Raw genomic sequence first — 25,590 nt, forward strand, 5'->3', positions numbered from 1 at the left:
TCTAGCTTCATGTCCACAGGATCACCGGCCTGAATCCAGGACACCTCGTTCTCGTAGACATCCGCGATGACCCAGACACGGGTGAGGTCGGCGATCTTGTAGAGTTCGGTCGACGGCGTGACATACTGTCCTTCACGCGCACCGATATTCATGATCACCCCGTCGAAGGGCGAATGAATATGCAGGTTCTTCTTGATCTTGCGTGTGAGCTCCAGTTCGCGGATCTGGTGTTCCGGCACATCCAGCAATTCGAGCCGCTCCCGGGAACTGGCGACCAGGTCTTGCGCCCCCTTGCGGATCTCCGCATACGGGCTTTGCTTGAGCGCATCGAGGCTGTTCAGGGCCAGCAGGTATTCCTGCTGGCTGGTCATCAGTTGAGGGGAATAGATACTGAGCAGGATCGCGTCCTTCTTGATCTGTTCGCCGGTCTTGTCGATATACAGTTCCTCGATCCAGCCTTCGGTCTTGGGATGCAGGCGGGACAGTCGCTCCTCGTCGAAATCGACACGGCCCACGGCACGGATCTGCCGGCTGATTGACTGGCGTTGCGCCACCGCCGTGCGTACGCCGATATTCTGTACGGTCACAGGATCGATCCTGACCGTGCCGGCAGGCTCGGTTTCGTCGCCGGCGTTTTTCCCGGCATACACCGGGACATAGTCCATACCCATCTCGTCCTTGGCCGGCACCGGCGAGGTAATCGCAGGATTCATGGGATTACGGTAGAAAAGGATCTTGGGCTCCTGCTGTTGTTTTTCCTCTTCGGCATAGACCGGGATATAGTCCATGCCCATCTCGTCCTTGGCCGGTACCGAGGAGGTAATCGCCGGATTCATGGGGTTGCGATAGAACAGCACCCTGTTCCCGGCGGTCGTCATTGCCTTATCCCTTTCGCTGGGGACACCCCCACTCCCGAGCCAGGTTGCCGCCCAATAGCCGCCCCCGCTACCCAGCAGGAGGGCAATCAGCACACCGATTAGCGCCTGCTTATTCATGATGGATTACCTCCTCGCCCACGGCAGCCGCGAGGCGTGCCAGCGCCTGGTTGGCCTCACTGAAGGATTTCCAGTACTGGGTCTCGTAGTTATAGAGGGTGACTTGCGCTCGCACCAGGTTCAGGAAATCCACCTTGCTGACCTGGTAACCGGACAGCATGGAGGCGACCGACTGCCGGGCCTGGGGAAGGATGCCAGTCTTGTACAACTGTACCTGTTCATTGGCGCGCTGGTAGTCCGCCAGCGCCGCGGTGATCTCAGCCTGCACCTTGTTCCATTCATCCTGCAGTGCGTATTGCTTCTGCAGGAGTTCGCTGGTGCGCTGGTCCACCGCCCTGTTCTGCTTGCGACCGGCGTAGAGCGGCAGACTCATGCCCAGACGCAGCGAGGCGAAATCGGGGCGCGAACTGCCATCCGGGTTCTCGCCCTGGCGGAATCCATAGGCGGCCCCCAGACTGAAATCGGGATAGCGATCGCGCCGGGCGAATTCCCGCCGGGTCCGGGCCGCCTCGACCTCCTGCCGACGCTGTTCGAGCAACGGCCGGGCGGCCTCGGCTCGCGTGTACAATTGCGCCTCCGGCAGTATCCCTGCCAGCGTTTTATCCACCTGTTCCGGCAACGCCACCGGTGTACTGGCGCTCCGGTCCAGCAGCGCATTGAGGCGCGCGGCCTGCTGACGGCGCATGCCCTGCAGTTCCACCTTGCGGTCGAGCAGCCGGGACAATTCAACCTGCGCCAGCAACACCTCCTGCTGCAGGCCTTCCCCCACCGTGTACTTGGTCTGGGCGATCTGCACGAACTGGCGCAGCAGGTCCTGGTTGCGGGAAACCGTTTCCAGCGCCCGGTCAAGGTAGAAAATATCCCACCATCCCTGTTTCACATTGCGGATAAGGCGCAGCCGGGCTTCATCGACATTGCTGACGGCTGCATCGGCGTCGAATTCAGCGGCGCGCTCCTTCAATGCCAGTTTGCCGGGAAACGGCAGTGCCTGTTCGATCCCGAACAGAAGCTGGGTCATGGGTTCCTGGTCGCGGGAAAACGTGTCAACCGGAAAGTTCAGGGCGGTAAAGCTCACCATGGGATCCGCCAATGAGCCCGCCTGTGACGGGACGGCCGCCATGGCCTCGGCGCGCGCCTGCATTTCCGCAAGCCCCGGATTGCCCTCGATCGCCATTGATATGGCATCCTCCAGTGACAGCAGGTATTCGTTCTCAAGGTGTACCGGGGTTGCCGACAAAACCGGCATCGGTCCCGGGACCAACAACAGGACGGCTATCCACAGGACGGTCCGCCATGCCGGAGTTTCCAGAACAGAACGGCTACCATGCCCAACGATTGTTACCCTATCCACAGCACTGTTGCACATGTGCCGTTCAATACGCCGGGTGAAACCCATGATGGTCTCCCTATCCAGTCAAGATGGTCAGGTCACGACTAATTCTGGCTGCCATAAGCAGCAGCGAAACAGATACGGGCAAATCAGCTGGTGAGAGCGATAGGTAGAATCTCGGGCAGGCGCTTGAGCAAATTAAACCGACCGACCGACCGGTATCGCGATGCCGTACTCCAGAAGTAGACCCCGGATCTGATTGACTGCGCTGTTCGGCGCTCCACGGCCAGGCTGCGCATCCGATGGATCGCCTGAATATCCTGTTGCCCGATCTCCTTGACGGCCACAAAACGCATGTTGGTTCGCTGCACCGCTTCACAGATCGCCTCAGCATCCGCCGCATCGTTCTTGTTGGATTTGACATAGGGCTTGAGGAACTGCGGCGCGATAAGCCTCACCTCATGCCCGTACGACTCAAACAGCCGAGCCCAATAGTGCTCTCCCGCGCACGCCTCCGTCGCAATCGTACACACCGGGAGGGCCACCAGATATTCCTTAGGCGATTGCCGGAAAATGGCATACCAGATTGCGCCGGATTTCCGTTCGTCATCAAGGCGCGACAACAGGCGCATAGTCGATCTATGTAACGGTTGTCGCAACACAGAGGACGGACGAAAAGACAAGCAGGATGGTATGTCATTTGACAGAAATCGCCTTAAGCTTCTGGCGGCTCAACTTCTTGCTGATGACCTTTTGGCCGTTGGCATCCACACCGTATACATGAAAGCTGTTCTTGGCCAAGTCGATGCCCATTACTTTCACTTCTCGATTTTCGGTATGTTTCTTCACGGTTCGCTCCGCTTCATCTGGTTGACTGGAATCGCCAGTCTGGCGCGTTAACGCCGGTTTCGGAAGCGGGGCGGACCATTCCATTATTGGCGCACCGGTTGCTCGGGAAAGACCTCATCGACCAGCAACGCGGCGCGCTCGGCTATGCACCATACGCCGTAGCTCGGGCAGAACCCACGGTATTTCCAGCTGCTATCGCGAATTCACGATAGCAGCTGTTGAACCTATTCATTGTCTGCAGTCGAAGACTATCCGGAGTCGAGGCTAGCAACCCCTGGATTCACGGGCTGTTGGGATGGCTGCACTCCTGATATTTCCTGGCTGGAAAGCCAAGCGAAGAGTCGGTCTTCGATCCGAAAATATCCTCGAAAGGGAGCCGGGGAGTAACGCAAACTCGACGGAGTTCGGTTTTTCGGTCAGCTTGCGTCCGCCCGACGGTGCGCGAATACTTTTACTGGAACCACGCACGGATTCTTACCCCGCGGGGCGTCATCGCTCGGGGACGGAAACTATCTGCGGTAGTAGTGCAGCGACTTTAAGCACCCAGGAGCGCCCGGACTCAACCCTCGTGCGTACCTGAGCCCCAACACCTCCCTTCTCCCCTTCGAGTCCGGATAGTCTTCGACTGCGGACAACAGCTGAACGCGACCAGATGCTCGGCGTGGCAGGTATCGCAACGCACCCGAAGAAAGCCGTGCTCCAGACGGCCGCATCGCAGATAGTCCTCAAACTCCCGTTGCACGTAGTTCGGCAACGGACTGGTCAGAGGTTTCATGAATCAATCGACACAAGCCAATCCCTTGTCCTCTACCTCCGGCTCGGGGTCCTTGTTTCCCCAATCCTGTACCCTCGTGATCTTCGGCGGGGCCGGGGACCTGTCCCGACGAAAACTGCTGCCGGCGATCTACAACCTGGGACTCGACGCCGTGCTGCCGACCAACTTCGCGGTGATGGGCTTCTCGCTGGAAGACCTGAGTGACGACTCCTACCGGGACTTCGCACGTTCGAGGATCGAGGAGTTCTCGCGTCAGACACTGACCGAGGCGCAATGGGCGGACTACGAGCGCACAGTCTTCTATCAGCGCGGGACCTTCGACGACCCGGAAAGCTACCAGGCCCTCAAGCGCCGGCTGGAGGAGGTTGAACCCCTGTGGAACGTCAAACACATCGATCACGTGCAGATCACCGTGGCCGAGCAGGAAGGGGTGGGCACCCGCGCCGGCTACTACGAAGGTGCCGGCGCGCTGCGCGACATGGTGCAGAATCACATCCTGCAACTGCTCTCGCTGATGGCCATGGAGCCACCCTGGAGCATGGACGCCGACGTGATCAGGGACCGCCGGCTCGATGTGCTTCACTGCCTGCGTCCCCTCTCCCGCAGGGTCGTCGAGGACTGCGTGGTGCGCGCCCAGTATGCACCCGGGTACTTCCAGGGTGAGGACGTCCCCGGCTACCGCCGGGAAGCCGGCGTGGCGCCCGATTCGGTCATCGAAACCTACGTCGCCCTCAAGCTTTTCATCGACAACTGGCGCTGGGCGGGCGTGCCGTTCTACATTCGCACCGGCAAGCGCCTTCCCAAGCGGGCCAGCGAGATCGCCGTGCAGTTCAAGCCCGTGCCGCACATCCTGTTCAACACCGACATGAGCCGCCCGCTGGAACCGGACGTCCTGGCGCTCAGCATCCAGCCCAACGAGGGCCTCTCGCTACGCATCGCCACCAAACTGCCGGGACCCCGGGTGCGCATCTACCCAGTGAAGATGGACTTCCGCTACGGCTCCACCTTCGGCGGCCAGTCCCCCGAGGCGTACGAACGCCTGCTGCTGGACGTGATGGCGGGGGATGCGACGCTGTTCATGCGCCGCGATGCCGTCGAGGCGTCCTGGGCCTGGATCCAGACCATACTGGACGAATGGGAGGACAGCCGTGCGCTGGCTGCCGGAATACTCGGCCGGCACCTGGGGTCCCGTGGAGGCGGACCGGCTGATCGCATCCGACCGATTCCAATGGCGGGTGATATGACCGGCCCGACGACACCTGACGTGCAGGACAATGCCCCGGTTCCGGTCAGCGTGCGGGAGATCGAAAGCCAGCTCGACTCCGCCTGGGAGAACATGCAGCGCGAGGCGGTAAAGATCGGCGCGGCCGTGACCCGGGCGAGTATGTCAAACGTCATCATTGTCTGCGACCACCGGGACCAGATCGAGGATCTGACGGAGAGCATCGCACTGCTGGTCGTGCGTCACCCCGCCCGAGTGCTGCTGCTGGCCGCCGGGGCCGATCGAGGCCAACCCGTACTCGCCGAAGTGTACGCCCACTGCCGGCGCCTCGGAGACGGTATCCAGCTGTGCTGCGAACACATTCTCGTTGAGTTCTATGTCGAGGATGTGGACCGGGTCGCCTCCGTGGTCCGGCCCCTGCTCATCGGCGATCTGCCGACCGCACTGTGGTGGGCGGGCGCCGGTACGCCGACATCGACCGGAGCGCTGTTCGACACGCTTGCCGATCTCGGGACGTGTGGACAGCCTGATGGATAACATCCCTGTTACCCACAAGCTGACCACACTCTCTGGCTTCTCGCCCACAGTGTTCACAGGCTCACAACAACAAAATTTTCAACTAAAAGAAGCAGAATATTTACCTGCAGGTGTGCATTTAGTGGGTCCAGTTTCCTGAGCACAAGTGGGTTCGGTTTTCTTAGCGTCGGGGGCTGATGCAATTGGCGACCGAGACCGCGATGCGTCAGGGCGAACTGCTGAGCCTGCGCTGGGAGCACATCGACCTGCACCGTCGCACCGCACACCTGCCGGATACCAAGAACGGCGAGGCGCGGACCGTGCCACTGTCGACGACCGCCGTCGCCGTACTGCGCGACCTGCCCCGCAGCCTGCACGGCAATGTCTTCCCCGGCGTCACCACCGAGGCGGTCAAGCGCTCCTACATGCGCGCAATACGCCGGGCCGGTATCGAGGGCCTCCGCTTCCACGACCTGCGCCACGAGGCCACGGCCCGGCTGTTCGAGAAAGGGCTGAACATCATGGAGGTCGCCAGCATCACCGGACACAAGGACCTACGCATGCTGCGCAGGTATACGCATCTGAAGGCGGAGGATTTGGCGTTGAAGCTGGGGTGAATCGAGTAAGCATCCCCCGGCTCTGCCGGGGGACGGTTACTGTGCCCTCGCCCAATGGTCAGCATTGCCCGAATGAAACATCGTCGGTAGCGGCTGCCGATCCCTCAAAACTTGTTTACTTCATCTGCGAAATGTTGACCAGCATTTTGCGTATTCAGACGAAGGTGCGTCGGAATGACCGGTCACATTCAATCGGAATGGGCGGTCAGCTTGGGTCGGAATACGTACATTTCCCGGCAGAGAATGGAAATGCCGGTTAATGTCTTGTCCAAGTGGGTTGTTTACCAGATCGTCTTTACGTGTTTGTAGGCCTGGATCTTCGCATCGCTGGTGATCAGAACGGTCGATAGGCGTCTAGCCAACGCGACGATCATTCGATCGGCGGGGTCGGGGTGAAATTCACCCGGCAGTCTCACCGATTGAATGGCGACTTCGTTATCTATGGGGACAAAACGAACGCCCTCGATAGCGGTCACGGTATCAATCCAGTCTTTAACATCCATCGTCAAAGTCAGACGACCCTTTTCTACAAGCAAAGCGATCTCCCAGGCGGTTATCGTCGAGATAAACACCTGTCCATCCTCGCCGCTGATCTCCTTCTCAATCGCTTTGCGCGCCCTGTCGGAGAGTTGCTCATCGTCGTTCACCCACCAGATCAACGCGTGGGTGTCCACGACGATCATGTCAGCGCCTCCCAGTCTTGCTCACCCACCGGCTCGGTCGGGTCGAGGTAATCCACGACGCTGCCTCGAAGCAGGTCGAGCGGAGAACGCTCGAGAGAGCGATGTCGGCGCACCTCGATTGTGGGCTTTCCGTGGTCTGTTACCAGAACAGGCTCGCCGGTGGCCTCGACCCGGCGAAGTATCTCCAGGGCCTTTGCCTTGAACTGCGATTTAGAGACTTCGGTTTCCATAATTATGGCCATAGTCATATAACGATAGTCATAATTATAGCGCCTGCGACTGATCTATCAACCGGTCTGGCCGCTCCAGGGGACCGATCGACAGACCGGCCTCGGCTAGGAACGCCGCCCCGACCACGACCGCAGGCGAAAGGCTGCCGCCCCGATCGGGCTCCGTAAAGAAGGCCGCTCTCGCTTACCCCTGGGCTCCGCGGCATTGGGACTTCCTGTCCGGTAGGTCACCCGCTGCAGACCAGGACCTTCGAGACCCGTGCCGAGGCCGAGCAGTGGGCACGCGCCATCGAGGTCGAGATGGACAAAGGCGCGTTCGTCTCACGCGCGGAGGCCGAGTCGACCACCCTCAAGGAACTGCTCGAACGCTACCTCGACGAGGTCACCCCGCTGAAGAAGGGCGCGGAGCCCGAAACCAACCGCCTGCGCCTGATGATGTGCCATCCCCTCGCCCGCCGCTTTGTCGCCGGGGTCAGCGGCGTCGACATCGCCCGCTGGCGCGACGAGCGGTTGCGCAAGGTCACCCCGGCGACCGTGAAACGCGACCCGGTCCTGCTCGGCCATGTCTTTGAGGTGGCGCACAAGGAATGGGGCATACATGTCCATAACCCGGTGCGCGATATCAATCAAGCTGCCGCCCGGCGGACGTCCGCGCGACCGGCGCCTGCAGCCCGGCGAAGCCGCCCGCCTGTTCGCGGCGACGTAGGTAAATCAAGACACTCGCTTAGCACCGTGCTCCCGTGGTGTCGCGCAACCCCGTGAACGGTTACCTGAACTGGTCCACCCCGATGTACCGGGTCGCCTTCGGATACCGTGACCGTGGACTGCGCAACACGGTCAAATACATGTTCCTCAGGTTCCACTTGGTTCGCATCGGTGTCAGCGCCTGCAAGGCCCTGGCTCGTGGGGCACACCACCCTTCGAACCCGATGGGTACTGGGATTCTCGCAAAACATGATCCGGCTTAATTCATCCGTTCGTTGCGCACGCGTTCGTGGTACGGCGGCTTAGGCGATTGCCGGAAAATGGCATACCAGATCGCGCCGGATTTTCGTTCGTCATCAAGGCGTGACAACGGGCGCATAGTCGAACTATGCAGAGGTATCAGACCGCCCGGCACCCGCCGGCCCGAATCACGCGTCTGCGGATCCACACGGGTTCGAACTGGATCGAAGTGGCGCACTCGTAACCAGTACGCGGTGGAGATCCGTGTGCCGCACATCACATTCCGAACATTGATACAGGCGGGGCGTCCCATGTCCATGGGGGGCACAATCCGGGTCTCACCGTACCTTAGAGCACGCACCCGCCTGGCGCTTGTTCAGCGACACCGCAATCCTATAACGAATATTTTACATTAGGTTAGTATTTTTAGTTACTGTTATATCTCTTAATATAAAAAATTTCTGGACGACCCAAGACCATCCATCTTTACCGCTGCCCCCACGCGCGCCGGTCGCTGCGCCAACTCCGCCCCTTGCGGAACATCCTGCTCTCGCTCCCCGGGCGGCTCTCAACAACTTGACCTGCGACACGGTGTCGCATCGGTCGGCAAATAGAATATCAATATACTCTGATGCACGAATTTAGGGGCAACCGGCCGGGAAACCCAAACGGTTCGATTCCGCGATCTACCGTTTGGACAGCTGGCCGCGTCACGGAATGGAATCACGAGTTCATCATATTCAGGGAGTGAGAAAGTGATGAGAACCCCAACGACTACGGGAATGGCGCTCGCAACGGCGCTCACAATCCTCCTGTCCTCAGGCTGCGACGATGGCGGCAACGGGATCGACAATACCCTGACCCCGGCCGGCGACACCCCGAAGGCCGAGACCCGCTCAGCCTCAATCCGTTTCGACGGACGGGTCGGTGACGATGCCTTTGTCTGCGGAACGACCTACGAAGGCGTCGGCACGGGCATCGCCAATGCGTTTCGGGCCAACGACTTCAGGATCTACATCAGCGAACCCGCGCTGGTGAGCGGCACAGGAGAAGAGGTCCCCGTCTCGCTGGAGCAGGACGGCAAATGGCAGTACCGCAACGTCGCGCTGCTGGACTTCGAGAACGGTTGCGACACCGGCACCGCGGAAATGCGCCGCCTCGTCACGGGCACGATCCTTAATGACGAGGACGTTGTGTTCACCGGGATCTGCTTCACGCTCGGTATACCCTTCGAGGAAAACCACCTCGACAACACCCTGCAGCCCTCCCCGCTCAATATCAGCGGCATGTTCTGGAACTGGCAGGGCGGACACAAGTTCGTCCGCCTCGACGGAGTCGGAGATCCCGATGGCGCCGCGGTCGGATATAACGTTCACCTGGGCAGCACCGGCTGCAAAGCGGACGGGAAGACATCCACGCCCATCGCGAATTGCAAGTTCCAGAATCGTCCCCGCGTCTGCCTGACCGGCTTCGACGCCGATGTCGATACGGTCGGTGCCTATCTCGACCGGATCCTGGAGGATTCCGACATCGCGACCAACGTGGCGGGTTCGGCGCCAGGCTGCATGTCCGGTAACTCGGATCCCGAATGCATCGAGATCCTGCCGAAATTCGGGCTGGACTTCGTCTTTGACGATGGGCAGAACGCACCCCAGAACTACCCCGGCGAGGATCCCCAGCGGTTCTTCGGAATCCTTCCGCGATAACGCCTTACAAGGAGTCGACACATGGCACGGTACGCGAACCATCCGTCACTGCCCGCACGGACAGCCCTCATCGGCAGCGCTCTGCTGGCAGCGCTTCTGTCAGGCTGCGGAGACGGTGGCGGAGATGATGGGACCACCGTCACCGACTCGACACCGTCACAGTCGACGAGTGATCCGGTCTCGAACGGCGGAGCGGCGCCGCAGACCGAACCGACCCCGCAGGACCCGGGACGGGTTCCGGCCGCCACCTGGGAGTGGAACCTTCCGCAAGGGTTTCCGATGCCCCGGATCCCGGCGGACAACCCGACCACGGTCGAGGGCGTCGAGCTCGGCCGTCATCTGTTCTATGACCGCAGACTCTCGCTGAACGGAGGGCGGTCCTGCGCCGACTGCCATCAGCCCGCGAAGGCCTTTACCGACGGCCTTCCCAAGGCGATCGGGATCACCGCAAACGAACTGCACGCGCGCAACAGCATGGCGCTGGCGAACGTCGCCTACAATTCCGCCTTCAACTGGGCCAATCCGAATACTCGCACCCTCGAATCGCAGGCCCTGGGTGTTTTGTTCAACCAGACGCCCGTCGAACTCGGCTGGAGTGACCGTGAGGACGAGATCCTCGCCCGGCTCTCCAACGATCCCGTCTACACCGATCTCTTTGCGCGAGCCTATCCGGACCAGGCTGATCCGGTCACCACGGACAACGTTATCAAGGCCCTCGCCTCGTTCCAGCGCACCATGATCTCGGCCACATCGCCCTTCGACAATGCCAACCGGGGCGATGCCCAGGCCATGTCGGAATCCGCCGTTCGCGGACGCGAACTGTTCTTCGGTGAACGCCTGGAGTGCTTTCACTGCCATGGTGGGTTCAACCTCAGCCAGTCGGTCGATCACGAGGGCGTGGCCTTCGACCAGACGCAGTTCAACAACAACGGGTTGTACAACATCAACGGGACGGGCGCCTACCCGACGAACAACACCGGGATCTGGGAATTCACCCAGAAAGACGACGACATGGGACGGTTCCGGGCGCCGAGCCTCCGCAATATCGAACTCACTGCCCCCTACATGCACGACGGCTCCATCGCGACCCTCGAGAGCGCGGTCGACCACTACATGCGCGGCGGCCGCCTGATCAACGACGGCCCCCTGGCCGGTGACGGGGCGCAAAACCCGTTCAAGAGCAGCCTGATTTCAGGCTTCGATCTGACGGGTCAGGAACGGGAAGACCTGTTGAACTTCTTCCGCAGCCTGACCGATTGGGAATTCATCTGCGACCCGGCGTTCAGTGATCCCTTCGGTAACCTGCCCGCCCACCCCGACTGTTCCTGATTCTTGGAACATCGTGTGCGCCCGCCCCGCCACGACCGGTATCGAACCGTCGCGGCGGGGGCATTTTCTGCTCCCGCGCCCAGGATTGTTCCCGCGCAAAGGCAATCAGACCTTGGTTTCCGCGACGAAGGGGTCTTCGTGGATGATGATGTCCGCCTCGGGGTAGGCCTCCTGGATCCGGGCCTCGACCTCGTCGGCGATGCGGTGCGCCTTGCGTAACTCCAGGGCTCCGTCCATCTCCAGGTGTAGCTGGATAAACCAGGTGCGCCCGGACTGCCGGGTCCGCAGTTCGTGGATCCCCCACACCGAGTCGTGTCCACTCGCGATTCCCCTGATGTTTTCCTGAACCTCGACCGGGAGTTCGCGGTCCAGCAACAACTGTACCGAGTCGTATCCGATGCGCCAGGCGCTGTAGAGGATGTAGAAAGCCATCCCCATCGCGAACAGGGGATCGAAACCCGGCCACCCGAAGGCCGAAAGCACCAGTGCGGCGATGATGCCCAGGTTGGTGAACAGGTCCGTCAGGTAGTGCAGCGAGTCCCCGCGGATCGCCACCGACCCGGTTCGGCGGATCACGTGACGCTGCAGCATCAACAGCACCAGTGTCGCGACGATCGAGAACACCATCACACCGACACCGACGCCGACCCGCTCGATCGGCTGGGGATGTAGCAACCTGTCTATCGACATCAGCAACAGCAGGATCGCCGACCCACCGATGAAGGTCGACTGTGCGAGCCCGGCGAGATACTCCGCCTTGCCGTGCCCGAAACGATGTTCCTCGTCGGCCGGTTCGAGAGAATAACTAACCGCAAACAGGGTAATTACGGACGCGGCCGCATCCACCAGGGAATCGACCAGCGAGGCCAGCATGCTCACCGAGTCGGTGACCAGCCAGGCGCCCAGCTTCACGGCGATCAGTATCGCCGCGGTGATAACGGATGCCCGCGTCGCCAGGCGCAGCAACGATGCGCTGTCGTGTTCTCTGTTCATGACAAAAGTATAATGGGTTCGCGTTCGTCAACGAAGGTAGAGCGACCATGCACCGGATGCTACCACTACTCGAAGACACCGATTTTCCCGCCGTCAGGCGCGCCGGTCTGCGGACGGTACAGGTCAACCTCGGTTACCGCTGCAACCAGTCCTGCCTGCATTGCCACGTCAACGCGGGTCCGAACCGCAGGGAGCAGATGACCCGCGAAACGGTCGAAACCGTGCTTCGATTTTTCGTGGACAGTCCCGCGGAGGTCCTGGATATCACCGGCGGCGCGCCGGAGCTGAACCCGTGGTTCCGGCGACTGGTCGGGGGCGCCCGCGAGGCTCACCGCCATGTCATCGACCGCTGTAATCTGACCATCCTTGAAGAGCCAGACCAGTCCGACCTGGCGGCGTTCCTGGCCGAACACCGGATCGAGATCATCGCCTCGCTGCCCTGCTACCTGGAGGAGAATGTCGACGCGCAACGGGGTAATGGCGTGTTCCGCAGCAGCCTGGCAGGACTGAGGCGACTCAACGCGCTGGGATACGGACAACCGGGTTCGGGTCTGGAACTCAACCTGGTCTATAACCCGATCGGCCCCACCCTGCCCCCACCCCAGTGCGGTCTGCAGGCGGACTACGCACGTGAGCTCGACGGGCGCTATGGCATCGTCTTCAATCGACTCTATTCACTGGCCAACATGCCGATCGCCCGCTTCGGCAGCACGCTGGTCTCCCGAGGCGAGTTTGGTGACTACATGTCCCTGCTGCACGAGGCTCACAGGGACGAAAACCTCTGCGAGGTGATGTGCCGCACGCTCATCAGCATCGACTATCGAGGATACGTCTACGACTGCGACTTCAACCAGATGCTGGGTCTCAACGTGAACGGATCCGGACGCCCGGTGCATATCCGCGAACTGGACGCCGGTGCACTGGACGGAAGGCCGGTGCGAGTAGCCGACCACTGCTACGGCTGCACGGCCGGGCAGGGCAGCAGCTGCAGCGGCGCGCTGAACTGATCCGGCGATGTGGCGAATCCCTGGCGGCTAGGGTGCAGATTTCGATCGTCATGCCCGTGCTGAACGAGGCCGGGCGGATCGTCCCGGCGATCCGCGCCCTGGCCCCTCTGCGGGCGCGTGGCCACGAGCTCATCTGCATCGACGGCGGCAGTGGCGATGGGACCTTGGAACTCTGCGAGGCACATGCCGATACCGTGATCCGATCAGGGAAAGGCCGTGCACGGCAGATGAACGCCGGCGTCGCCTCGGCAAGCGGCGGGGTCCTGCTGTTCCTCCACGCCGACACCTCACTGCCCGAACGCGCGGACGAACTTGTCCTCGACGCCTTGCAGGGCGGAACGCCACGTTGGGGCTGCTTCGATGTGAGGCTCTCCGGCAAACCGATCGCGTTCCGGATCATCGAGTCGATGATGAACCTGCGTAGCCGGATCACTAGCGTGGTCACCGGCGACAAGGCGATGTTCGTAAGCCGAGGTCTTTTCGAGTCCGTCGGGGGCTATCCGGACCTGCCTTTAATGGAGGACATTGCCATCAGCCGGCGACTCAGGACCAAGGCAAGACCCGTCCATTTACGGCAACGGGTAACCGCCTCGAGCCGCTACTGGGAACAACGCGGCATTGCCCGCAGCGTACTGCGGATGTGGGAATTCAGGCTGCGCTATTATCTGGGCGCCGATCCGGCCGCGCTCGAACGAGCCTACTACGATAAATCCTCATGAAACGGCACGGGCGGCGGATCGCCGTGTTCGCCCGTGGGCCGGTACCCGGGCGGGTCAAGACCCGCCTCGAACCGGTGCTACGTCCGGAGGGCTGCGCCAGACTGCATCGCGCCCTAACGATGCGCACGCTGGAGACCTGCAGCCGGCTTGACGATGTCGCCGTTGACCTGTGGTGCGCACCGGACCCGGATCACGCATTTTTCCGCGACTGTGCCGCCCGGTTCGGCGTGCCGCTCATGCCCCAGCCTGACGGCAACCTGGGCCGACGGATGTATACCGCACTCCTCGAATCGCTCTTGCGGGCCGGGCGAGTCGTCATCGTTGGGACCGACTGCCCGGACCTCGATGTCGAATACCTGGGCCTGGCCTTCGACGTATTGTCGAAGGACGTCCCTGTGGTCCTCGGGCCCGCACTGGACGGAGGCTACGTACTCATCGGATCCAGGGCCGCCCACCCAGACCTGTTCACGGGTATCGACTGGGGAGGGGTCAGGGTAGTGGAACAGACCCGCGCCGCCCTGCGGCGCCTCGGCTGGCGCTGGGAGGAACTGCCGCCGCTGCCGGACATCGACCGACCCGAAGATCTCGCCTTCCTGCCCCCTGTCCTGCGCGACAGGGCTCTGGGCGGCCGCAATCGGTAACTGGTGGACTGCGTTACGCTTGTCCACCCTTCTACTCCATACACCGGCGGGGCCGGGGAATAACGATCCTTTTCAACTGGTGGACTGCGCTTTGCTTGTCCACCCTACCCCGTGCACACCCGTCGAAATCGGGTTCGGTAGTTCGGTAGTGTGGACAAGCGCGGTGCAGCGCAGTCCACCAGCAACTACTCGAATTCGGGCAGGTTCCCGTCCAGGTACCAGCGCTTTTCCTCCTTTTCGTACCACCAGTCCTGTGTGTCCTCGATCTCCTTGACCACGTTCGAGCCGTCGTAGTAGTACTCGATCCGCGCCACGATCTCGGCTTCGTCCCCTTCCGGTGTGAACGTGGTCCGAACCAGGTCGTAGGCGGTGATGCGCAGCTCCTTCAGGTCCTCCGGGTGCGACTCGACCCGGGTGTGGTCGCGCTTGCGAAGAAAGCGGGTCGCATCCTCGTAGTTCCTCCAGCGCAACATCCTTCCGTAGTCCAGTACATCCTTCTTGAAGGCGTTGACCTGCTCCCTCTCCTCGACGTGCGCACACGCCGTCGAGAAAGCGAGTACCAGCAGCGCCAACACGAGCATCGGGTAGTTCGCTTTCAATTGCCGTCCCCCCTGTTTCATGGATTCTTCTCCCGGGTCTCCGCAGCCGGCCGGGTTCACACGGATCATAACCCGATTGCCATCGGGGCTCATGGCGTGAACCATTGCCTGCGGGATACGAGAGCGACAAGCCCCCGGGGTGAAACCTTTGACTACGGCGACCCGTCTTCCTAACATAGCGACCAGGTCGCGACCCGCCTTGTGGTTATCGGCTGGCGCAAGTGAAACTGGCGGTACCGAAAGGCAGATCGATCGCACCGCGCAGTGATGGCGACAAACAAGAGAAATGACAATCGCTAGATCGATACGGCGACAGCAGGTTTCCTGCCGTCGCTATCGGCCACCTTTCCCGATCCGGTCTCTCTGGCCGGGTCTGTGCCTGTTTTTCACGGTCACTATCGCACTGGCTTGCGACACCCCCGTGGAACAGTCCCCCTTTCCTCGCCCCACAGAACTCGAGCCGGACATCGCATTCTGGAAGCTGATATACACCGGTGTCGATACGAGCCACGGTCTGGTCCACGACAATCGCGACCTCGGTGTCATCTACGAACTGATCGCGGTGCCGGACTACGAACCCGCAAAGATACGCGCGGACCGGGTGAATCGAGCAAAGGAAAAGTACCGCAAGATCCTTCTCGCACTGGCCGACGGGAGACGTGACAATCTGTCCGCAGAGGGGAAGATCGTCGACGACATGTGGCGCAAGCGCAATGCAACGCCGGAGGAACTCCGCAAGGCGGCGAAACGGCTGCGCTTTCAGCTCGGTCAATCCGACCGGTTCCGGGACGGTTGGGTACGCTCCGGTCAGTGGCGGGCACACATCGAGGAGACGCTCGCCGCCTATTGCGTACCGCGCGAACTCAGCGCCTTGCCGCATGTCGAGTCGTCCTTCAATCCGGGGGTCAGCTCCAGCGTGGGCGCCGTGGGTCTGTGGCAATTCACCCGTTCGACCGGCCGGCGATTCATGCGGGTCGACCACGTGGTCGACGAGCGACTCGACCCCTACACCAGCACGGACGCTGCTGCGCGCCTGCTGAAGTACAACCATGAACTCACGGGCACCTGGCCGCTGGCAATCACGGCCTACAATCACGGGGCATCCGGGGTGCGCAGGGCCGTCGCGGAGCTCGGAGGCACCGATATCGTTCCGATCGTGAGGGAATACAAGGGCCGCGCCTTCGGGTTCGCTTCGAGAAACTTCTATGTCGCCTTTCTCGCCGCGCTTCAGGCCGACCGGGAGGCGGCGCAACGCTATGCGCCGCTTCAGTCGGCCGGCTCCGAGGAGCGCACGGTTTTCGAGGTTCCGGCCTACGTCCCCTCCGCCACGCTGGCGAAGACCCTGAACGTCCCGAAGGCGGAACTCCGGTCGCTCAATCCCGCGCTTCGCCCCGCCGTCTGGCGAGGCGACAAGTTCGTGCCGAAAGGCTACCCGCTACGGCTGAAATGTGATGGCGACTGCATCGAACTCGCCACGGCGATCAATGCGATTCCGCCAGACAGGCGCTACGCGAGGCAGCGACCCGACCGGACCCATAAGGTCAGACGCGGCCAGACACTCTCGCAGATCGCCAGCGCGCACGGATTCACGACTGCGCAGTTGCTGGAAATCAATACCCTCCACAACCGGCACCAAATCCGCGCCGGTCAGGTGCTGCGCCTGCCGTTCAGCGAGCCGGGCCCGATCACGGTGGCCCTGGCGCAACCCTCCCCCGCCCCGCAGGGCGACGGAAGACGAACGCACCAGGTGCGTCGCGGCGAATCCCTGTCGGAAATCTCGGATCGTTATCACGTGCCGCGAAGCGAGCTGATGGCCCTGAACGGGCTCAGTGACCCCGACCGGATCTACGTCGGACAGGCATTGAAGATATCGGCGGGACCGGCCTCGAGAAAAAACGGGAGCCTCCGACCCGAAACGCACCGCGTACGCAACGGGGATTCCCTGTCTATCGTCGCGGCCCACCACGGCGTTTCCCGCACCGACCTGATGGCCTGGAACGGGATACCGGATGCCAACCGCATCTACGTCGGCCAGAACCTGCGGCTGTCCCCGCCCGTGACCGGAGAAGGCGTTCTCTCGGGAATGCCGGACAGCAGCGACTCGCCGGGGACACACGAAGCAGACGCGAACAGCGAAGCCGAGATCGCCATGGTGGAGGCCCAGGCCCGCGATGAAACCGAGATCCTGGGTCCCGCCATGCCCGAGGAGATGCACTCAGACCTGTCCGCAGATCCCACAGACTACTCGGTGGCCGCCGACGGGACGATCGAGGTTCAGGCCGCCGAGACCCTCGGGCATTACGCGGACTGGCTGCAGATCAACACTCAGAAGCTACGGGACATCAACGGCCTGAAATACGGCAAACCGGTGCCAATCGGCAGGCGCCTCAAACTGGACTTCGGCCGGATCGACCGGGAGGCGTTCGAGGAGCAGCGACGCGCGTTCCACCTCGCGATCCAGACCGAGTTCTTCCATCATTACCGTATCCGCGAGACACGCGAACATGTACTTCGCAAAGGGGAATCGCTCTGGCTGCTGACCGTCAGGGACTACAGGGTACCCGTATGGCTGCTTCGCCAGTACAATCCGGACCTCAATCTGAATACGTTCCGGGCCGGGATGACGGTGCGCTTTCCGGTGATCGAACTGCGTGAGGAGAACGGGGCTTCGGCTACAGACTGCAGTCCCGAAGGGCAACAGGCCACACCTGACAGGGCCTGCGCCGCGTAGCTGGTCCTGACTTACCGGGTTATCAGCGCCCATTCTTTCTGCAGAGACCAACGGCGCATTCCGCCATAACCGAACCAGCGCGTGTTAGTCTCGGGAGACTCACCAAACCGCAAGAAGAAGGCAAAACCGTGTGCCCCTGCGACGGACGGCGCTCGGGTAAAGCCATCTTCGGCGATCGCGTTTTTGGCGATCCTCTTAAGACCGAAGGCTCTGGAACCGAAGACCCGTTCAAAACTGAAAACTGTGAGATCAACACTGACGGCGCGCAAATCGTGTTGACACAAATAGGCACAGAGACAGCTGACGGTGACATGAACTTCCTCCGCGTATTCGATAATGGCAACAGCGGTGGTACGTGCATCGTAGAGGGCAATTTCACCCAGGCAGAGCACGCATCTGCCGTGCTCAACCCAGCCGAGATCCAGGCATGTCGAACTGCCCTCCACGACATCGCGGCCAACGACGGCATTGAATGCAAGATCGGTAGCGACTTTGAATAATTCGCTGGGTCTGTCGCTGATTTGTTAGGCGACATGCCCGGATTTCACTGCCGCTTCATCCGGGCGACACTTTTATCGGACCTAACCGCTACTTGCGACGGGAGGATTTCGGTGTGTCGTACCACTCCAGGTGTCCGCTGCCGGGCCCCAGGGAGGCCCAGTCATCCACCTCGAAGCCTATTCGCGCGACACCACAGGTGGGGATGTTGGAGATAGCTTCGCCGGTGAGGAAATTGGCCAGTTCCGTGATGCCGGGGTTGTGGCCGACCAGGATTACGTCGCGTAACTCACTGTCGATCCCGCCCAGCACCGCCAGCAGATCGTCGACCGACGCCAGATAGACCGCGGGCTTCTCGACCAGCTTTCCCTTGGGATATCTGAGCGCCTGGGCAATCGCCCGGGCGGTCCTGCGTGCCCGTTTCGCCGGGCTCGAGACGATGACCGCGGGTTTCGCACCGACCTTCGCCAGGCGCTTGCCCATCTCCGGTGCGTCTCGTTTGCCACGCTTGTTGAGCGGTCGATCGGCGTCGTCGAGTGCGGCGTCTTTCCAGCTCGACTTGGCATGTCGTACCAGCGTGAGAACTCTCAACATCGTCCCCCAGGGCATCCCCAGCCGAACACATCGACGGCCCCTGACCCGAGCAGCCCGCGGAAAAAACAGCGCTTCGATGTCATAGAAAGTGGCTGGTTCTAGAACATACTGGAGGCATCCACGTCCTCCACGTCCTTGTCCTTGTATTCGCGCGACGGGATGAAATCACCGGTGATCATCTCCGAATACGCCATTCCCGGACCCACCATGGGGTAGACGCATGCGTCGAGATCGATGATGACCTCGAGGAACGCGGGGCCTGGAAACTCAATAAATTCCTTGATCACCCGCGGCACGTCCTCCTTGCTTTCCAGACGGACCGCGTACTCGAATCCGTCGGCCTCCGCCGCCTTGACGAAGTTCTTCTTGTGCAGCGACTTGTCACTGGCCGACAAGCGCCCTTTGAAGAATAGCTTCTGCCACTGTTTCACCATGCCGTCGCCGAAGTTATTGAGCACGACGACCTTGACCGGCAGGTTGTAGGTCGTCACGGTCTCCAGTTCGCCGAGGTTCATGCGGATACTGCCGTCCCCGTCGATGTCGATCACCATCTGATCCGGGCAGGCGAACTGGGCCCCGATCGCGGCCGGCAAACCGAAACCCATGGTCCCCATGCTGCCCGAGGTCATCCACAACCGGGGCGACTTGAAATCGAAGTACTGCGCGGCCCACATCTGGTGCTGCCCGACACCGGTAGAGATGATGGCGTTTCCCTGCGTGTGCCGGTTCAACTCCTCGACGATATAATAGGGCTGGATCACCTGGCTCTCCCTGTCGTAATTCATGGCGTAGGTTTCCTTCAACTCCCGGACGTGCTCGCGCCAGGCGCTGTAATCCGGGGAGAATCCAATTCGTTCGCCATGCTCGCTGAGTGCAGTAAGACTGTCCCCCAGCTTGCCAACGTGATACCAGTCGGCACTCTTGACCTTGCCGATCTCGGACGAATCGATATCCAGGTGCGCGATGGCCCGGGCCCGCGGCGCGAACTTTTCGGGGACGCCCGCAACCCGATCGTCAAAACGGGCCCCCACCGCAATGAGGAGGTCGCAGTCGTCCACGGCGTAGTTTGCGTATGCCGTCCCATGCATGCCGAGCATGTGCAGGGACAGGGGCTTGGTGGTATCGAAGCTGCCGATTCCCATCAGGGTGGTGACGACCGGGATGCCGAACGTGTCGGAAAAGACGCCCAATTCTTCGGCTGCATTCCCGTTAATGACACCCCCACCCGCGTACAGCAGTGGTCTGCGGCTCTTGCCGAGTAGCTCGAAGAACGCCTCGCACTGCTTCACCGACAGGCGGTTTTCGTTCCAGCCGTGCATTCTCTGGCGATACCCGCGCACCGGCAACACACCGGCGCCCTGGAATATCCCCGGCCAGTTCTGGATGTCCTTCGGGATATCGACAACTACCGGTCCCGGGCGACCCGTGCGCGCGATCTCGAATGCGGTGCGCATCGTCGCCTCGAGCTTGCCGGGATCCGTGATCAGAAAGATATGCTTGGCCACGGCCCCCATGATGTTGGCGATCGGGGCCTCCTGGAACCCGTCCGAGCCGATCGCGGCGGTGGAAACCTGCCCGCAGATCACGACGATCGGCATAGAATCGGCCATGCAGTCACGCACCGGGGTGACGGTGTTGGTCGCCCCGGGCCCGGATGTCACCATGGCGACACCGACCTTGCCGCTGGCGCGCGCGTAGCCCGCCGCCATGAAGCCCGCACCCTGTTCGTTGGCAGGTACGATCAGCGGCATGGACTGGCCGTGATGCGCATTGTACCGAAACACGGCATCGTAGGTGGGGAGGATCGCCCCTCCGCTGTATCCGAATATCGTGTCGACACCCTCGTCGGCGAGGACCTGTACGATGATTTCCGCACCCGTCATCTGCTTGCCGGCCAGCGGGTGTCCGTTGTTTTCACGCACCTCGGCGGCGTCCTCGATCTGGGCGGTTGAGACTTGATTCATACGACATTCCAACACGTTGGGGACAGGGTGGCATCGTTAATGCTTACCCGGCGAATATGACCGACATTTTATCCCAGGCACTGGGCGCTTGCATGGCGCATCGCGCCGGCCCTTAAGGCGATTGCCGGAAAATGGCATACCAGATTGCGCCGGGTGAGCTGCGAAGCAGTGAACGGCTTGGGCAGGAAGCCCAAGACCGGTGCCCAAGCAAAGCAGGGACAGCGCCGCGCCGGGATCGTTCGTCATCAAGGCGCGACATCAGGCGCATAGTCTACGCATAGTCTAACTATGTCACTGTTGTCGCAACACAGAGGACGGACGAAAAGACAAGCAGGATGGTATGTCATTTGACAGAAATCGCCTAAGGACGGTGCAAGGCGTGGCCGGGGCGCTACCAGGTGTGGATCTCCCCGCTTTCGAACAACTCGACCAAGGTTCGTCCACGTCCCTCGAACGCGTCGTGCGCATCGACCTCCGGTTGCTCGACCTCGGCGACGAACTGCAGGCGCAGGGATCCGCCTTCCCGTGAGGCCGAGTAGTGCTCTGACCAGGGCAGGTAGCGCATGGCCTGTTGCTGCCGTTGCGCCGCGTCGATCCCGGTCAGGATCGCGACGAGATAGGGCCTGCCACAACCGGTGAAGTGGACCAGGCGATAGCGTGGGTCCATGACGCCGTGCCACTCGCCGCCCTGGCGGGCGGCCGCGTTGCGTTCCCCCCAGGGACACATCGTGAGATGGAAATGTGCCGGCAGCTCGCCGCCTTCCCGCTCGGCCCGCTCCAGGGCGGAAGCCACGAACCGATCGACCGAGGTGACGCTCCAGGGTGGAGGGGTCCCGGCCAGTTCGATCGCATCCGTCTGAATCATACCGTTGCCCTCCTGCTGGTTGCCGGTAACCATCCGGTGGTGTCGTGTTTCCCTTGCTTTTCTTTTCAGTTTAGCACCCCACGCCGCGTCGACCCCAGTCGCTGATAGCTGACCACTTCCATACAGCTTGTCAGGCCCGGTCAATGATCTATACTGTATATATCGACAGTAAAGAGCCGCGCGATGCAGAAACTGACCGCCAGACAATCAGAACTGCTTGATTTCATTAAGGATTACATAAGGACCGAGGCAATGCCTCCGACCATCGTCGAGATCGCCGGCGCCATGGGGATTACGTCCCCCAACGGTGTCAGGGACCACTTAAAGGCACTGGAGCGCAAGGGCGCCATCGAGTTGATCCCCCATGCCTCGAGAGGCATCCGCATCGCGAAGCGCCGCCGCGATCCCGGTCTACCCATCGTGGGCCGCGTGGCCGCCGGCAGTCCGGTTCTGGCCGAGGAACACATCGAGGACTATTGCCGCCTGGGTCCCGCCCTGTTCCAGCCCCGGGCGGACTATCTGCTGCGCGTCAGCGGGATGAGCATGCGCGACGCGGGGATCCTGGACGGCGATCTGCTGGCCGTTCACCGGGGCGTGGACATTCGAAACGGACAGATCGTGGTGGCCCGTATCGATGGGGAAGTCACCGTCAAGCGATTTCGAATGCGCGGGAATATCGCCTACCTGATACCCGAGAACCCCGAGTTCGAGACCCTGAGGGTCGATACGCGGAGAGCGGATTTCTGTATCGAGGGGCTGGTTGTGGGGGTGATTCGAAACGAGAACCTGTAATTGGCCGCTGGTCACACCGGTGTCGGCTGCGGTCCGAACTCCGTTCCAGCCCCTTCCGCGCTCGTCACCCCCCAGTGCGCTGCCACCACACTGTCCGTCGTCTCCCAGACCCTTGCGTGCAGCCACGCCATGCTGTCGGCATCGTCCAGCAGCGCGTTGCGCTCGGCACCCGATAGCGCGTCCGGTCCCGATGACAGTGCCCGTTCCCGCAGCTCGATCAGCGACTTCTCGCCTGTGGCGCCCCGCCGGGATTCCTGCGGGATCAGGGAAAGATGCAGCGCATTGGTGACCGGATCGGTCACTGCACGGGTGAATCCGTAGAGGGGGTCACGCTCGCGAGCCGCCCTGGCCTGCTCGAGCCCTTCGTCGACCCAGCGCAACAGGTCCGGCTGTCGAGTTTCGGACGGGATCCTGAAGAGTTTGAGCCGGCGGGTGAAACGCCCCGGTCCGACCTCGCTCGAAATCACCGAAATGGGGATCGCGAGCAGCAGGGCACCGATGATCGGGGACAGCCATACGAGATTTCCCGGCGCATAGCGATAGATCGCCGCGCCCCAGACCAGGCCCAGCAAGGTGCCGAATCCGTGCCGCCTCACAGCCTCGGACCAGGTCGTGCGTGCATCTTCGCGGCTTTGGGCTCCCCAACTGACCTTCAGGCCCATCATGGTCAGCATCACATAGCGGGCGTGGAACAACATCCGCACCGGGGCAAGCAGTACCGAGAACAGGATCTCGAGCAACATGCTGACGATCAGACCGAGATCCCCACCGAACAACCGGCGCCGATCGCGGTGAATCGCGATCAACACGACGGAGAGCACTTTGGGCACGAACAGCAGGGCCGCGGTAGAACCGAGCAGGGCCAGCGACAGCTCCGGACGCCAGATGGGCCAGACCGGAAAGAGACTAGGCTGCTCCGAGAAGTAGACCGGCACCTTGGCGGCCTGAACGAAGATGTCGGCGGTACTGAATCCCAGCAGGATCAGCCAGAGCAGCGACGACCCGTAGGCCATGATCCCGTAGAAGAACATCATCCGGTGGACGAACCGCAATCCCCAGGCATGCACCAGGCGCGTATGCTGCAGATTGCCCTGTGACCAGCGCTGATCGCGCTTCAGCTCGTCGAGGAGTGTTGGCGGTGTCTCCTCGTAGCTGCCGTCCATGTCATAGGCCAGCCAGACCTCCCAGCCGGCACGGCGCATGAACGCGGCCTCGACGAAGTCGTGACTCAGGATCTCGCCACCCATCGGGCCCTTTTCGCTCAAGCGGCCCAGTCCACAGTGGTCCATAAAGGGCTTGACGCGGATGATGGCGTTGTGGCCCCAGTAGTAACCGTCCCCGAGCTGCCAGTAGTGAAGCCCGGCCGCAAACACCGGCCCGTAGACATGATTGCCGAACTGCTGGATACGGGCGTACAGCGACTCGCGGTTGACGATGAGCGGGGCAGTCTGGACGATTCCGATTTCCCGGCGCTGCTCCATCAGGCGGACGAGCCGTTCCAGGGATCGCGCCGACATGACGCTGTCGGCGTCGAAGACCACCATATAGCGGTAGTTCTCACCCCAACGCCGCAGGAAATCGGCGATGTTCCCGGTCTTGCGCTTGATGTTGACGCGACGGCGGCGGTAGAACACCCGGTCGAAGGCGTCTTCCTCGCGGCACAGACCCGCCCAGGCGCGTTCTTCCTCCACACGGATGTCCGGGTTGGTGGTGTCGCTCAGAACGTAGAAATCGAAGTTTTCGAGCGTACCCGAGACCTTGAGGGCTCGGTACGCCGCGCGCAGGCCAGCGAACACGCGCGAGACGTCTTCGTTGTAGATGGGCATGATGATCGCGGTACGCACCAGGGGCGTGTCCGCCGCGACATCGGAGTCCTCGAGACGCGTGATCCTCAGGCGGTCACCGTGGACCAGCGTGACCACGAATCCCGCGAATGCCGTCCAGAAGCCCATGGAGATCCAGGCGAACAACACGGCGAAGAGCAGCGCGATCCCGAGTTCCAGCCAACTCTTGCCGGCATCGGGAAGGACTTCCAGCAGATACTGTGTCGCAAGGATCGTCTGCAGCACGACCAGTGCGACGAGTACCGCCCGACGCCGCAAGGCTGAGGCTGTCCAGCCATCGAATTGCCTTGTTGTGACATCGTGTCCGCTCTTATGCGGCATGACCACGTTTCAGCTTCCTCAGCACCAGTCGCGCCAGACGCGGCTGCTGGCGCTCCGGCACCATGGCGCGGCGGACCAGCAGGGGGAAGGACCAGGTCCGCGAACTCAACTGCGGCATGGTGGAAAGTTCGGCGTTTTCGGATCTCGACAACCAGCCGCGCACGCGCGATCGGGCCGACGCCTGCACCGGGCTGACAGCCGGGGCGTCGGTGTCCCGTTCCGCCACCATGTCGAGATGCAACTGCTCGAAGGCGAGCTGCTCGACGCTGTTGCCGGGCGCCCAGGTCGCGCGCTGCCAGGCTCTCGACAGGGTGCGGGACACGCGCTCGTCGCGTTCCGCGCCGGTGTAGCCCAGCCTGGCATAGTAGGCCGCGACACGAACGGATGTACGCTGCCAGGCATCGGCAGATAAGACCGTCACGGCATCGCGGTGCGGTACGGGCAGGACTCTTTCGTCTTTCATTGTGCTATAGACTCGCTAACAGTTGGAATTCTCTGGTGGATTTGATGCTTTAGGCGATTGCCGGAAAATGACATACCAGATTACGCCGGATTTTCGTTCGTCATCAAGACGCGACAACAGACGCATAGTCGAACTATGGAACGGTTGTCGAAGCACAGAGGACGGGCGACTAAAGACAAACAGGATGGTACATCGTTACACAGCAATCGCCTTACTTGGTTCTAGGAGCCTGTCGGACTGAGGATTAATCTACTGCGCTGATGGGAGCTCGGCTCAAATGCCCCCGATTTTTCGTTGCGTAGGCCCACTATGCGCCTCAAAATCGTGAACATTCGATCTCGCTCTCCCATCATGCTCGCTAC

Annotated in this window: 21 protein-coding genes and 5 pseudogenes; 12 read left to right on the forward strand and 14 right to left on the reverse strand. The window is 61.7% G+C overall.

The window, feature by feature from the left end:
- From LJE91_02925 to LJE91_02945, 5 genes and pseudogenes are all read right to left on the reverse strand, one after another.
- On the reverse strand, positions 1-995 hold a 995-nt coding region (locus LJE91_02925), incomplete at its 3' end, for an efflux RND transporter periplasmic adaptor subunit (GenBank protein ID MCG6867703.1).
- A complete protein-coding gene (locus LJE91_02930; protein ID MCG6867704.1) occupies positions 988-2,241 on the reverse strand; it encodes a TolC family protein in 1,254 nt (417 codons plus the stop codon). The genes LJE91_02925 and LJE91_02930, both read right to left, overlap by 8 nt.
- 291 nt (positions 2,242-2,532) lie before the next feature.
- Positions 2,533-2,855 (reverse strand): annotated as a pseudogene (locus LJE91_02935) (transposase).
- A 178-nt stretch (positions 2,856-3,033) separates the two neighbouring features.
- Positions 3,034-3,147 (reverse strand): annotated as a pseudogene (locus tag LJE91_02940) (IS110 family transposase).
- Positions 3,148-3,808: 661 nt separating this feature from the next.
- Positions 3,809-3,928, reverse strand: a pseudogene (locus tag LJE91_02945) (transposase zinc-binding domain-containing protein).
- A gap of 19 nt (positions 3,929-3,947) precedes the next feature.
- Here LJE91_02945 and LJE91_02950 point away from each other — a divergent pair.
- The 3 genes and pseudogenes from LJE91_02950 to LJE91_02960 all read left to right on the forward strand — a co-directional run bounded on the left by LJE91_02950 (position 3,948) and on the right by LJE91_02960 (position 6,304).
- Positions 3,948-5,193, forward strand: a pseudogene (locus LJE91_02950) (glucose-6-phosphate dehydrogenase (NADP(+))).
- 140 nt (positions 5,194-5,333) lie between these two features.
- Positions 5,334-5,708 carry a glucose-6-phosphate dehydrogenase assembly protein OpcA gene (locus LJE91_02955; protein MCG6867705.1) on the forward strand — a complete coding sequence of 125 codons (375 nt, stop codon included), beginning with the start codon at positions 5,334-5,336 and terminating at the stop codon, positions 5,706-5,708.
- A 173-nt stretch (positions 5,709-5,881) separates the two neighbouring features.
- Positions 5,882-6,304, forward strand: a pseudogene (locus LJE91_02960) (site-specific integrase).
- A 281-nt stretch (positions 6,305-6,585) separates the two neighbouring features.
- Here LJE91_02960 and LJE91_02965 read toward each other — a convergent pair.
- Together LJE91_02965 and LJE91_02970 are read right to left on the reverse strand one after the other, a co-directional pair.
- The gene (locus LJE91_02965; GenBank protein MCG6867706.1) at positions 6,586-6,987 is read right to left on the reverse strand and encodes a type II toxin-antitoxin system VapC family toxin; all 402 of its coding nucleotides are present in this window, start codon (positions 6,985-6,987) and stop codon (positions 6,586-6,588) included.
- Positions 6,984-7,217 carry a type II toxin-antitoxin system Phd/YefM family antitoxin gene (locus tag LJE91_02970; GenBank protein MCG6867707.1) on the reverse strand — a complete coding sequence of 78 codons (234 nt, stop codon included), beginning with the start codon at positions 7,215-7,217 and terminating at the stop codon, positions 6,984-6,986. Before LJE91_02970 ends, LJE91_02965 begins: the two co-directional genes overlap by 4 nt.
- A 300-nt stretch (positions 7,218-7,517) precedes the next feature.
- Here LJE91_02970 and LJE91_02975 point away from each other — a divergent pair, with 300 nt between their 5' ends.
- The 3 genes from LJE91_02975 to LJE91_02985 all read left to right on the forward strand — a co-directional run bounded on the left by LJE91_02975 (position 7,518) and on the right by LJE91_02985 (position 11,197).
- Complete coding sequence (locus LJE91_02975) at positions 7,518-7,979, forward strand: hypothetical protein (protein ID MCG6867708.1); 462 nt, start codon at positions 7,518-7,520, stop codon at positions 7,977-7,979.
- Positions 7,980-8,920: 941 nt separating this feature from the next.
- Positions 8,921-9,868, forward strand: coding sequence for a metallo-mystery pair system four-Cys motif protein (locus LJE91_02980; protein MCG6867709.1), 948 nt, complete (start codon positions 8,921-8,923; stop codon positions 9,866-9,868).
- 21 nt (positions 9,869-9,889) lie between these two features.
- Positions 9,890-11,197 (forward strand): di-heme enzyme, encoded by a 1,308-nt coding sequence (locus tag LJE91_02985; protein ID MCG6867710.1) that lies wholly within the window; start codon positions 9,890-9,892, stop codon positions 11,195-11,197.
- A 105-nt stretch (positions 11,198-11,302) separates the two neighbouring features.
- Here LJE91_02985 and LJE91_02990 read toward each other — a convergent pair whose 3' ends face one another.
- Positions 11,303-12,190, reverse strand: a complete 888-nt coding sequence (locus LJE91_02990; GenBank protein ID MCG6867711.1) for a cation diffusion facilitator family transporter — start codon at positions 12,188-12,190, stop codon at positions 11,303-11,305.
- Between the two features lie 47 nt (positions 12,191-12,237).
- Here LJE91_02990 and arsS point away from each other — a divergent pair, with 47 nt between their 5' ends.
- The 3 genes from arsS to LJE91_03005 are packed head-to-tail and all read left to right on the forward strand — an operon-like array spanning position 12,238 to position 14,557.
- Positions 12,238-13,197: an arsenosugar biosynthesis radical SAM protein ArsS gene (gene arsS / locus LJE91_02995; protein ID MCG6867712.1), complete on the forward strand. Its 960-nt coding sequence runs from the start codon at positions 12,238-12,240 to the stop codon at positions 13,195-13,197.
- A gap of 32 nt (positions 13,198-13,229) precedes the next feature.
- Positions 13,230-13,916 (forward strand): TIGR04283 family arsenosugar biosynthesis glycosyltransferase, encoded by a 687-nt coding sequence (locus LJE91_03000; protein MCG6867713.1) that lies wholly within the window; start codon positions 13,230-13,232, stop codon positions 13,914-13,916.
- Entirely contained in the window at positions 13,913-14,557 is a 645-nt protein-coding gene (locus tag LJE91_03005; GenBank protein MCG6867714.1) for a TIGR04282 family arsenosugar biosynthesis glycosyltransferase, read from the forward strand. The genes LJE91_03000 and LJE91_03005 overlap by 4 nt, the downstream gene beginning before the upstream one ends.
- A gap of 185 nt (positions 14,558-14,742) precedes the next feature.
- Here the strand turns inward: LJE91_03005 and LJE91_03010 are convergent, their stop codons facing one another.
- Entirely contained in the window at positions 14,743-15,177 is a 435-nt protein-coding gene (locus LJE91_03010; GenBank protein ID MCG6867715.1) for a hypothetical protein, read from the reverse strand.
- Positions 15,178-15,577: 400 nt separating this feature from the next.
- Here LJE91_03010 and LJE91_03015 point away from each other — a divergent pair, with 400 nt between their 5' ends.
- Together LJE91_03015 and LJE91_03020 are read left to right on the forward strand one after the other, a co-directional pair.
- Positions 15,578-17,887 carry a LysM peptidoglycan-binding domain-containing protein gene (locus LJE91_03015; GenBank protein MCG6867716.1) on the forward strand — a complete coding sequence of 770 codons (2,310 nt, stop codon included), beginning with the start codon at positions 15,578-15,580 and terminating at the stop codon, positions 17,885-17,887.
- Positions 17,888-18,015: 128 nt separating this feature from the next.
- A complete protein-coding gene (locus tag LJE91_03020; GenBank protein ID MCG6867717.1) occupies positions 18,016-18,387 on the forward strand; it encodes a hypothetical protein in 372 nt (123 codons plus the stop codon).
- Positions 18,388-18,475: 88 nt separating this feature from the next.
- Here the strand turns inward: LJE91_03020 and LJE91_03025 are convergent, their stop codons facing one another.
- From LJE91_03025 to LJE91_03035, 3 genes are all read right to left on the reverse strand, one after another.
- A complete protein-coding gene (locus LJE91_03025; protein MCG6867718.1) occupies positions 18,476-18,979 on the reverse strand; it encodes a histidine phosphatase family protein in 504 nt (167 codons plus the stop codon).
- A gap of 98 nt (positions 18,980-19,077) precedes the next feature.
- Positions 19,078-20,943 (reverse strand): biosynthetic-type acetolactate synthase large subunit, encoded by a 1,866-nt coding sequence (ilvB, locus tag LJE91_03030; protein ID MCG6867719.1) that lies wholly within the window; start codon positions 20,941-20,943, stop codon positions 19,078-19,080.
- A 391-nt stretch (positions 20,944-21,334) separates the two neighbouring features.
- Entirely contained in the window at positions 21,335-21,808 is a 474-nt protein-coding gene (locus LJE91_03035; GenBank protein ID MCG6867720.1) for a hypothetical protein, read from the reverse strand.
- 183 nt (positions 21,809-21,991) lie between these two features.
- On the opposite strand from LJE91_03035, the gene lexA reads away from it, so the two are divergent.
- Complete coding sequence (gene lexA, locus LJE91_03040) at positions 21,992-22,600, forward strand: transcriptional repressor LexA (protein ID MCG6867721.1); 609 nt, start codon at positions 21,992-21,994, stop codon at positions 22,598-22,600.
- Between the two features lie 11 nt (positions 22,601-22,611).
- On the opposite strand, the gene mdoH is transcribed toward lexA, so the two are convergent.
- A complete protein-coding gene (gene mdoH / locus LJE91_03045) occupies positions 22,612-24,765 on the reverse strand; it encodes a glucans biosynthesis glucosyltransferase MdoH (protein ID MCG6867722.1) in 2,154 nt (717 codons plus the stop codon).
- Positions 24,755-25,228 carry a hypothetical protein gene (locus LJE91_03050; GenBank protein ID MCG6867723.1) on the reverse strand — a complete coding sequence of 158 codons (474 nt, stop codon included), beginning with the start codon at positions 25,226-25,228 and terminating at the stop codon, positions 24,755-24,757. Before LJE91_03050 ends, mdoH begins: the two co-directional genes overlap by 11 nt.
- Between the last annotated feature and the right edge of the window lie 362 nt (positions 25,229-25,590).

It is taken from the genome of Gammaproteobacteria bacterium (assembly GCA_022340215.1).
In the GTDB taxonomy this organism is placed as follows: Bacteria; Pseudomonadota; Gammaproteobacteria; order JAJDOJ01; family JAJDOJ01; genus JAJDOJ01.

Excerpts from the sequence above, each read along its gene's own strand:
- LJE91_03050 (MCG6867723.1), bottom strand. The coding sequence starts at position 25,228 with ATGAAAGACGAAAGAGTCCTGCCCGTACCGCACCGCGATGCCGTGACG.
- LJE91_02985 (MCG6867710.1), top strand. The coding sequence starts at position 9,890 with ATGGCACGGTACGCGAACCATCCGTCACTGCCCGCACGGACAGCCCTC.
- LJE91_02930 (MCG6867704.1), bottom strand. The coding sequence starts at position 2,241 with ATGCCGGTTTTGTCGGCAACCCCGGTACACCTTGAGAACGAATACCTG.
- LJE91_02965 (MCG6867706.1), bottom strand. The coding sequence starts at position 6,987 with ATGATCGTCGTGGACACCCACGCGTTGATCTGGTGGGTGAACGACGAT.
- LJE91_03005 (MCG6867714.1), top strand. The coding sequence starts at position 13,913 with ATGAAACGGCACGGGCGGCGGATCGCCGTGTTCGCCCGTGGGCCGGTA.
- LJE91_02990 (MCG6867711.1), bottom strand. The coding sequence starts at position 12,190 with ATGAACAGAGAACACGACAGCGCATCGTTGCTGCGCCTGGCGACGCGG.
- arsS (MCG6867712.1), top strand. The coding sequence starts at position 12,238 with ATGCACCGGATGCTACCACTACTCGAAGACACCGATTTTCCCGCCGTC.
- LJE91_02975 (MCG6867708.1), top strand. The coding sequence starts at position 7,518 with ATGGACAAAGGCGCGTTCGTCTCACGCGCGGAGGCCGAGTCGACCACC.
- LJE91_03010 (MCG6867715.1), bottom strand. The coding sequence starts at position 15,177 with ATGAAACAGGGGGGACGGCAATTGAAAGCGAACTACCCGATGCTCGTG.
- lexA (MCG6867721.1), top strand. The coding sequence starts at position 21,992 with ATGCAGAAACTGACCGCCAGACAATCAGAACTGCTTGATTTCATTAAG.
- LJE91_02970 (MCG6867707.1), bottom strand. The coding sequence starts at position 7,217 with ATGGAAACCGAAGTCTCTAAATCGCAGTTCAAGGCAAAGGCCCTGGAG.
- ilvB (MCG6867719.1), bottom strand. The coding sequence starts at position 20,943 with ATGAATCAAGTCTCAACCGCCCAGATCGAGGACGCCGCCGAGGTGCGT.
- LJE91_03035 (MCG6867720.1), bottom strand. The coding sequence starts at position 21,808 with ATGATTCAGACGGATGCGATCGAACTGGCCGGGACCCCTCCACCCTGG.
- LJE91_03025 (MCG6867718.1), bottom strand. The coding sequence starts at position 18,979 with ATGTTGAGAGTTCTCACGCTGGTACGACATGCCAAGTCGAGCTGGAAA.
- LJE91_02955 (MCG6867705.1), top strand. The coding sequence starts at position 5,334 with ATGTCAAACGTCATCATTGTCTGCGACCACCGGGACCAGATCGAGGAT.
- mdoH (MCG6867722.1), bottom strand. The coding sequence starts at position 24,765 with ATGCCGCATAAGAGCGGACACGATGTCACAACAAGGCAATTCGATGGC.
- LJE91_02980 (MCG6867709.1), top strand. The coding sequence starts at position 8,921 with ATGAGAACCCCAACGACTACGGGAATGGCGCTCGCAACGGCGCTCACA.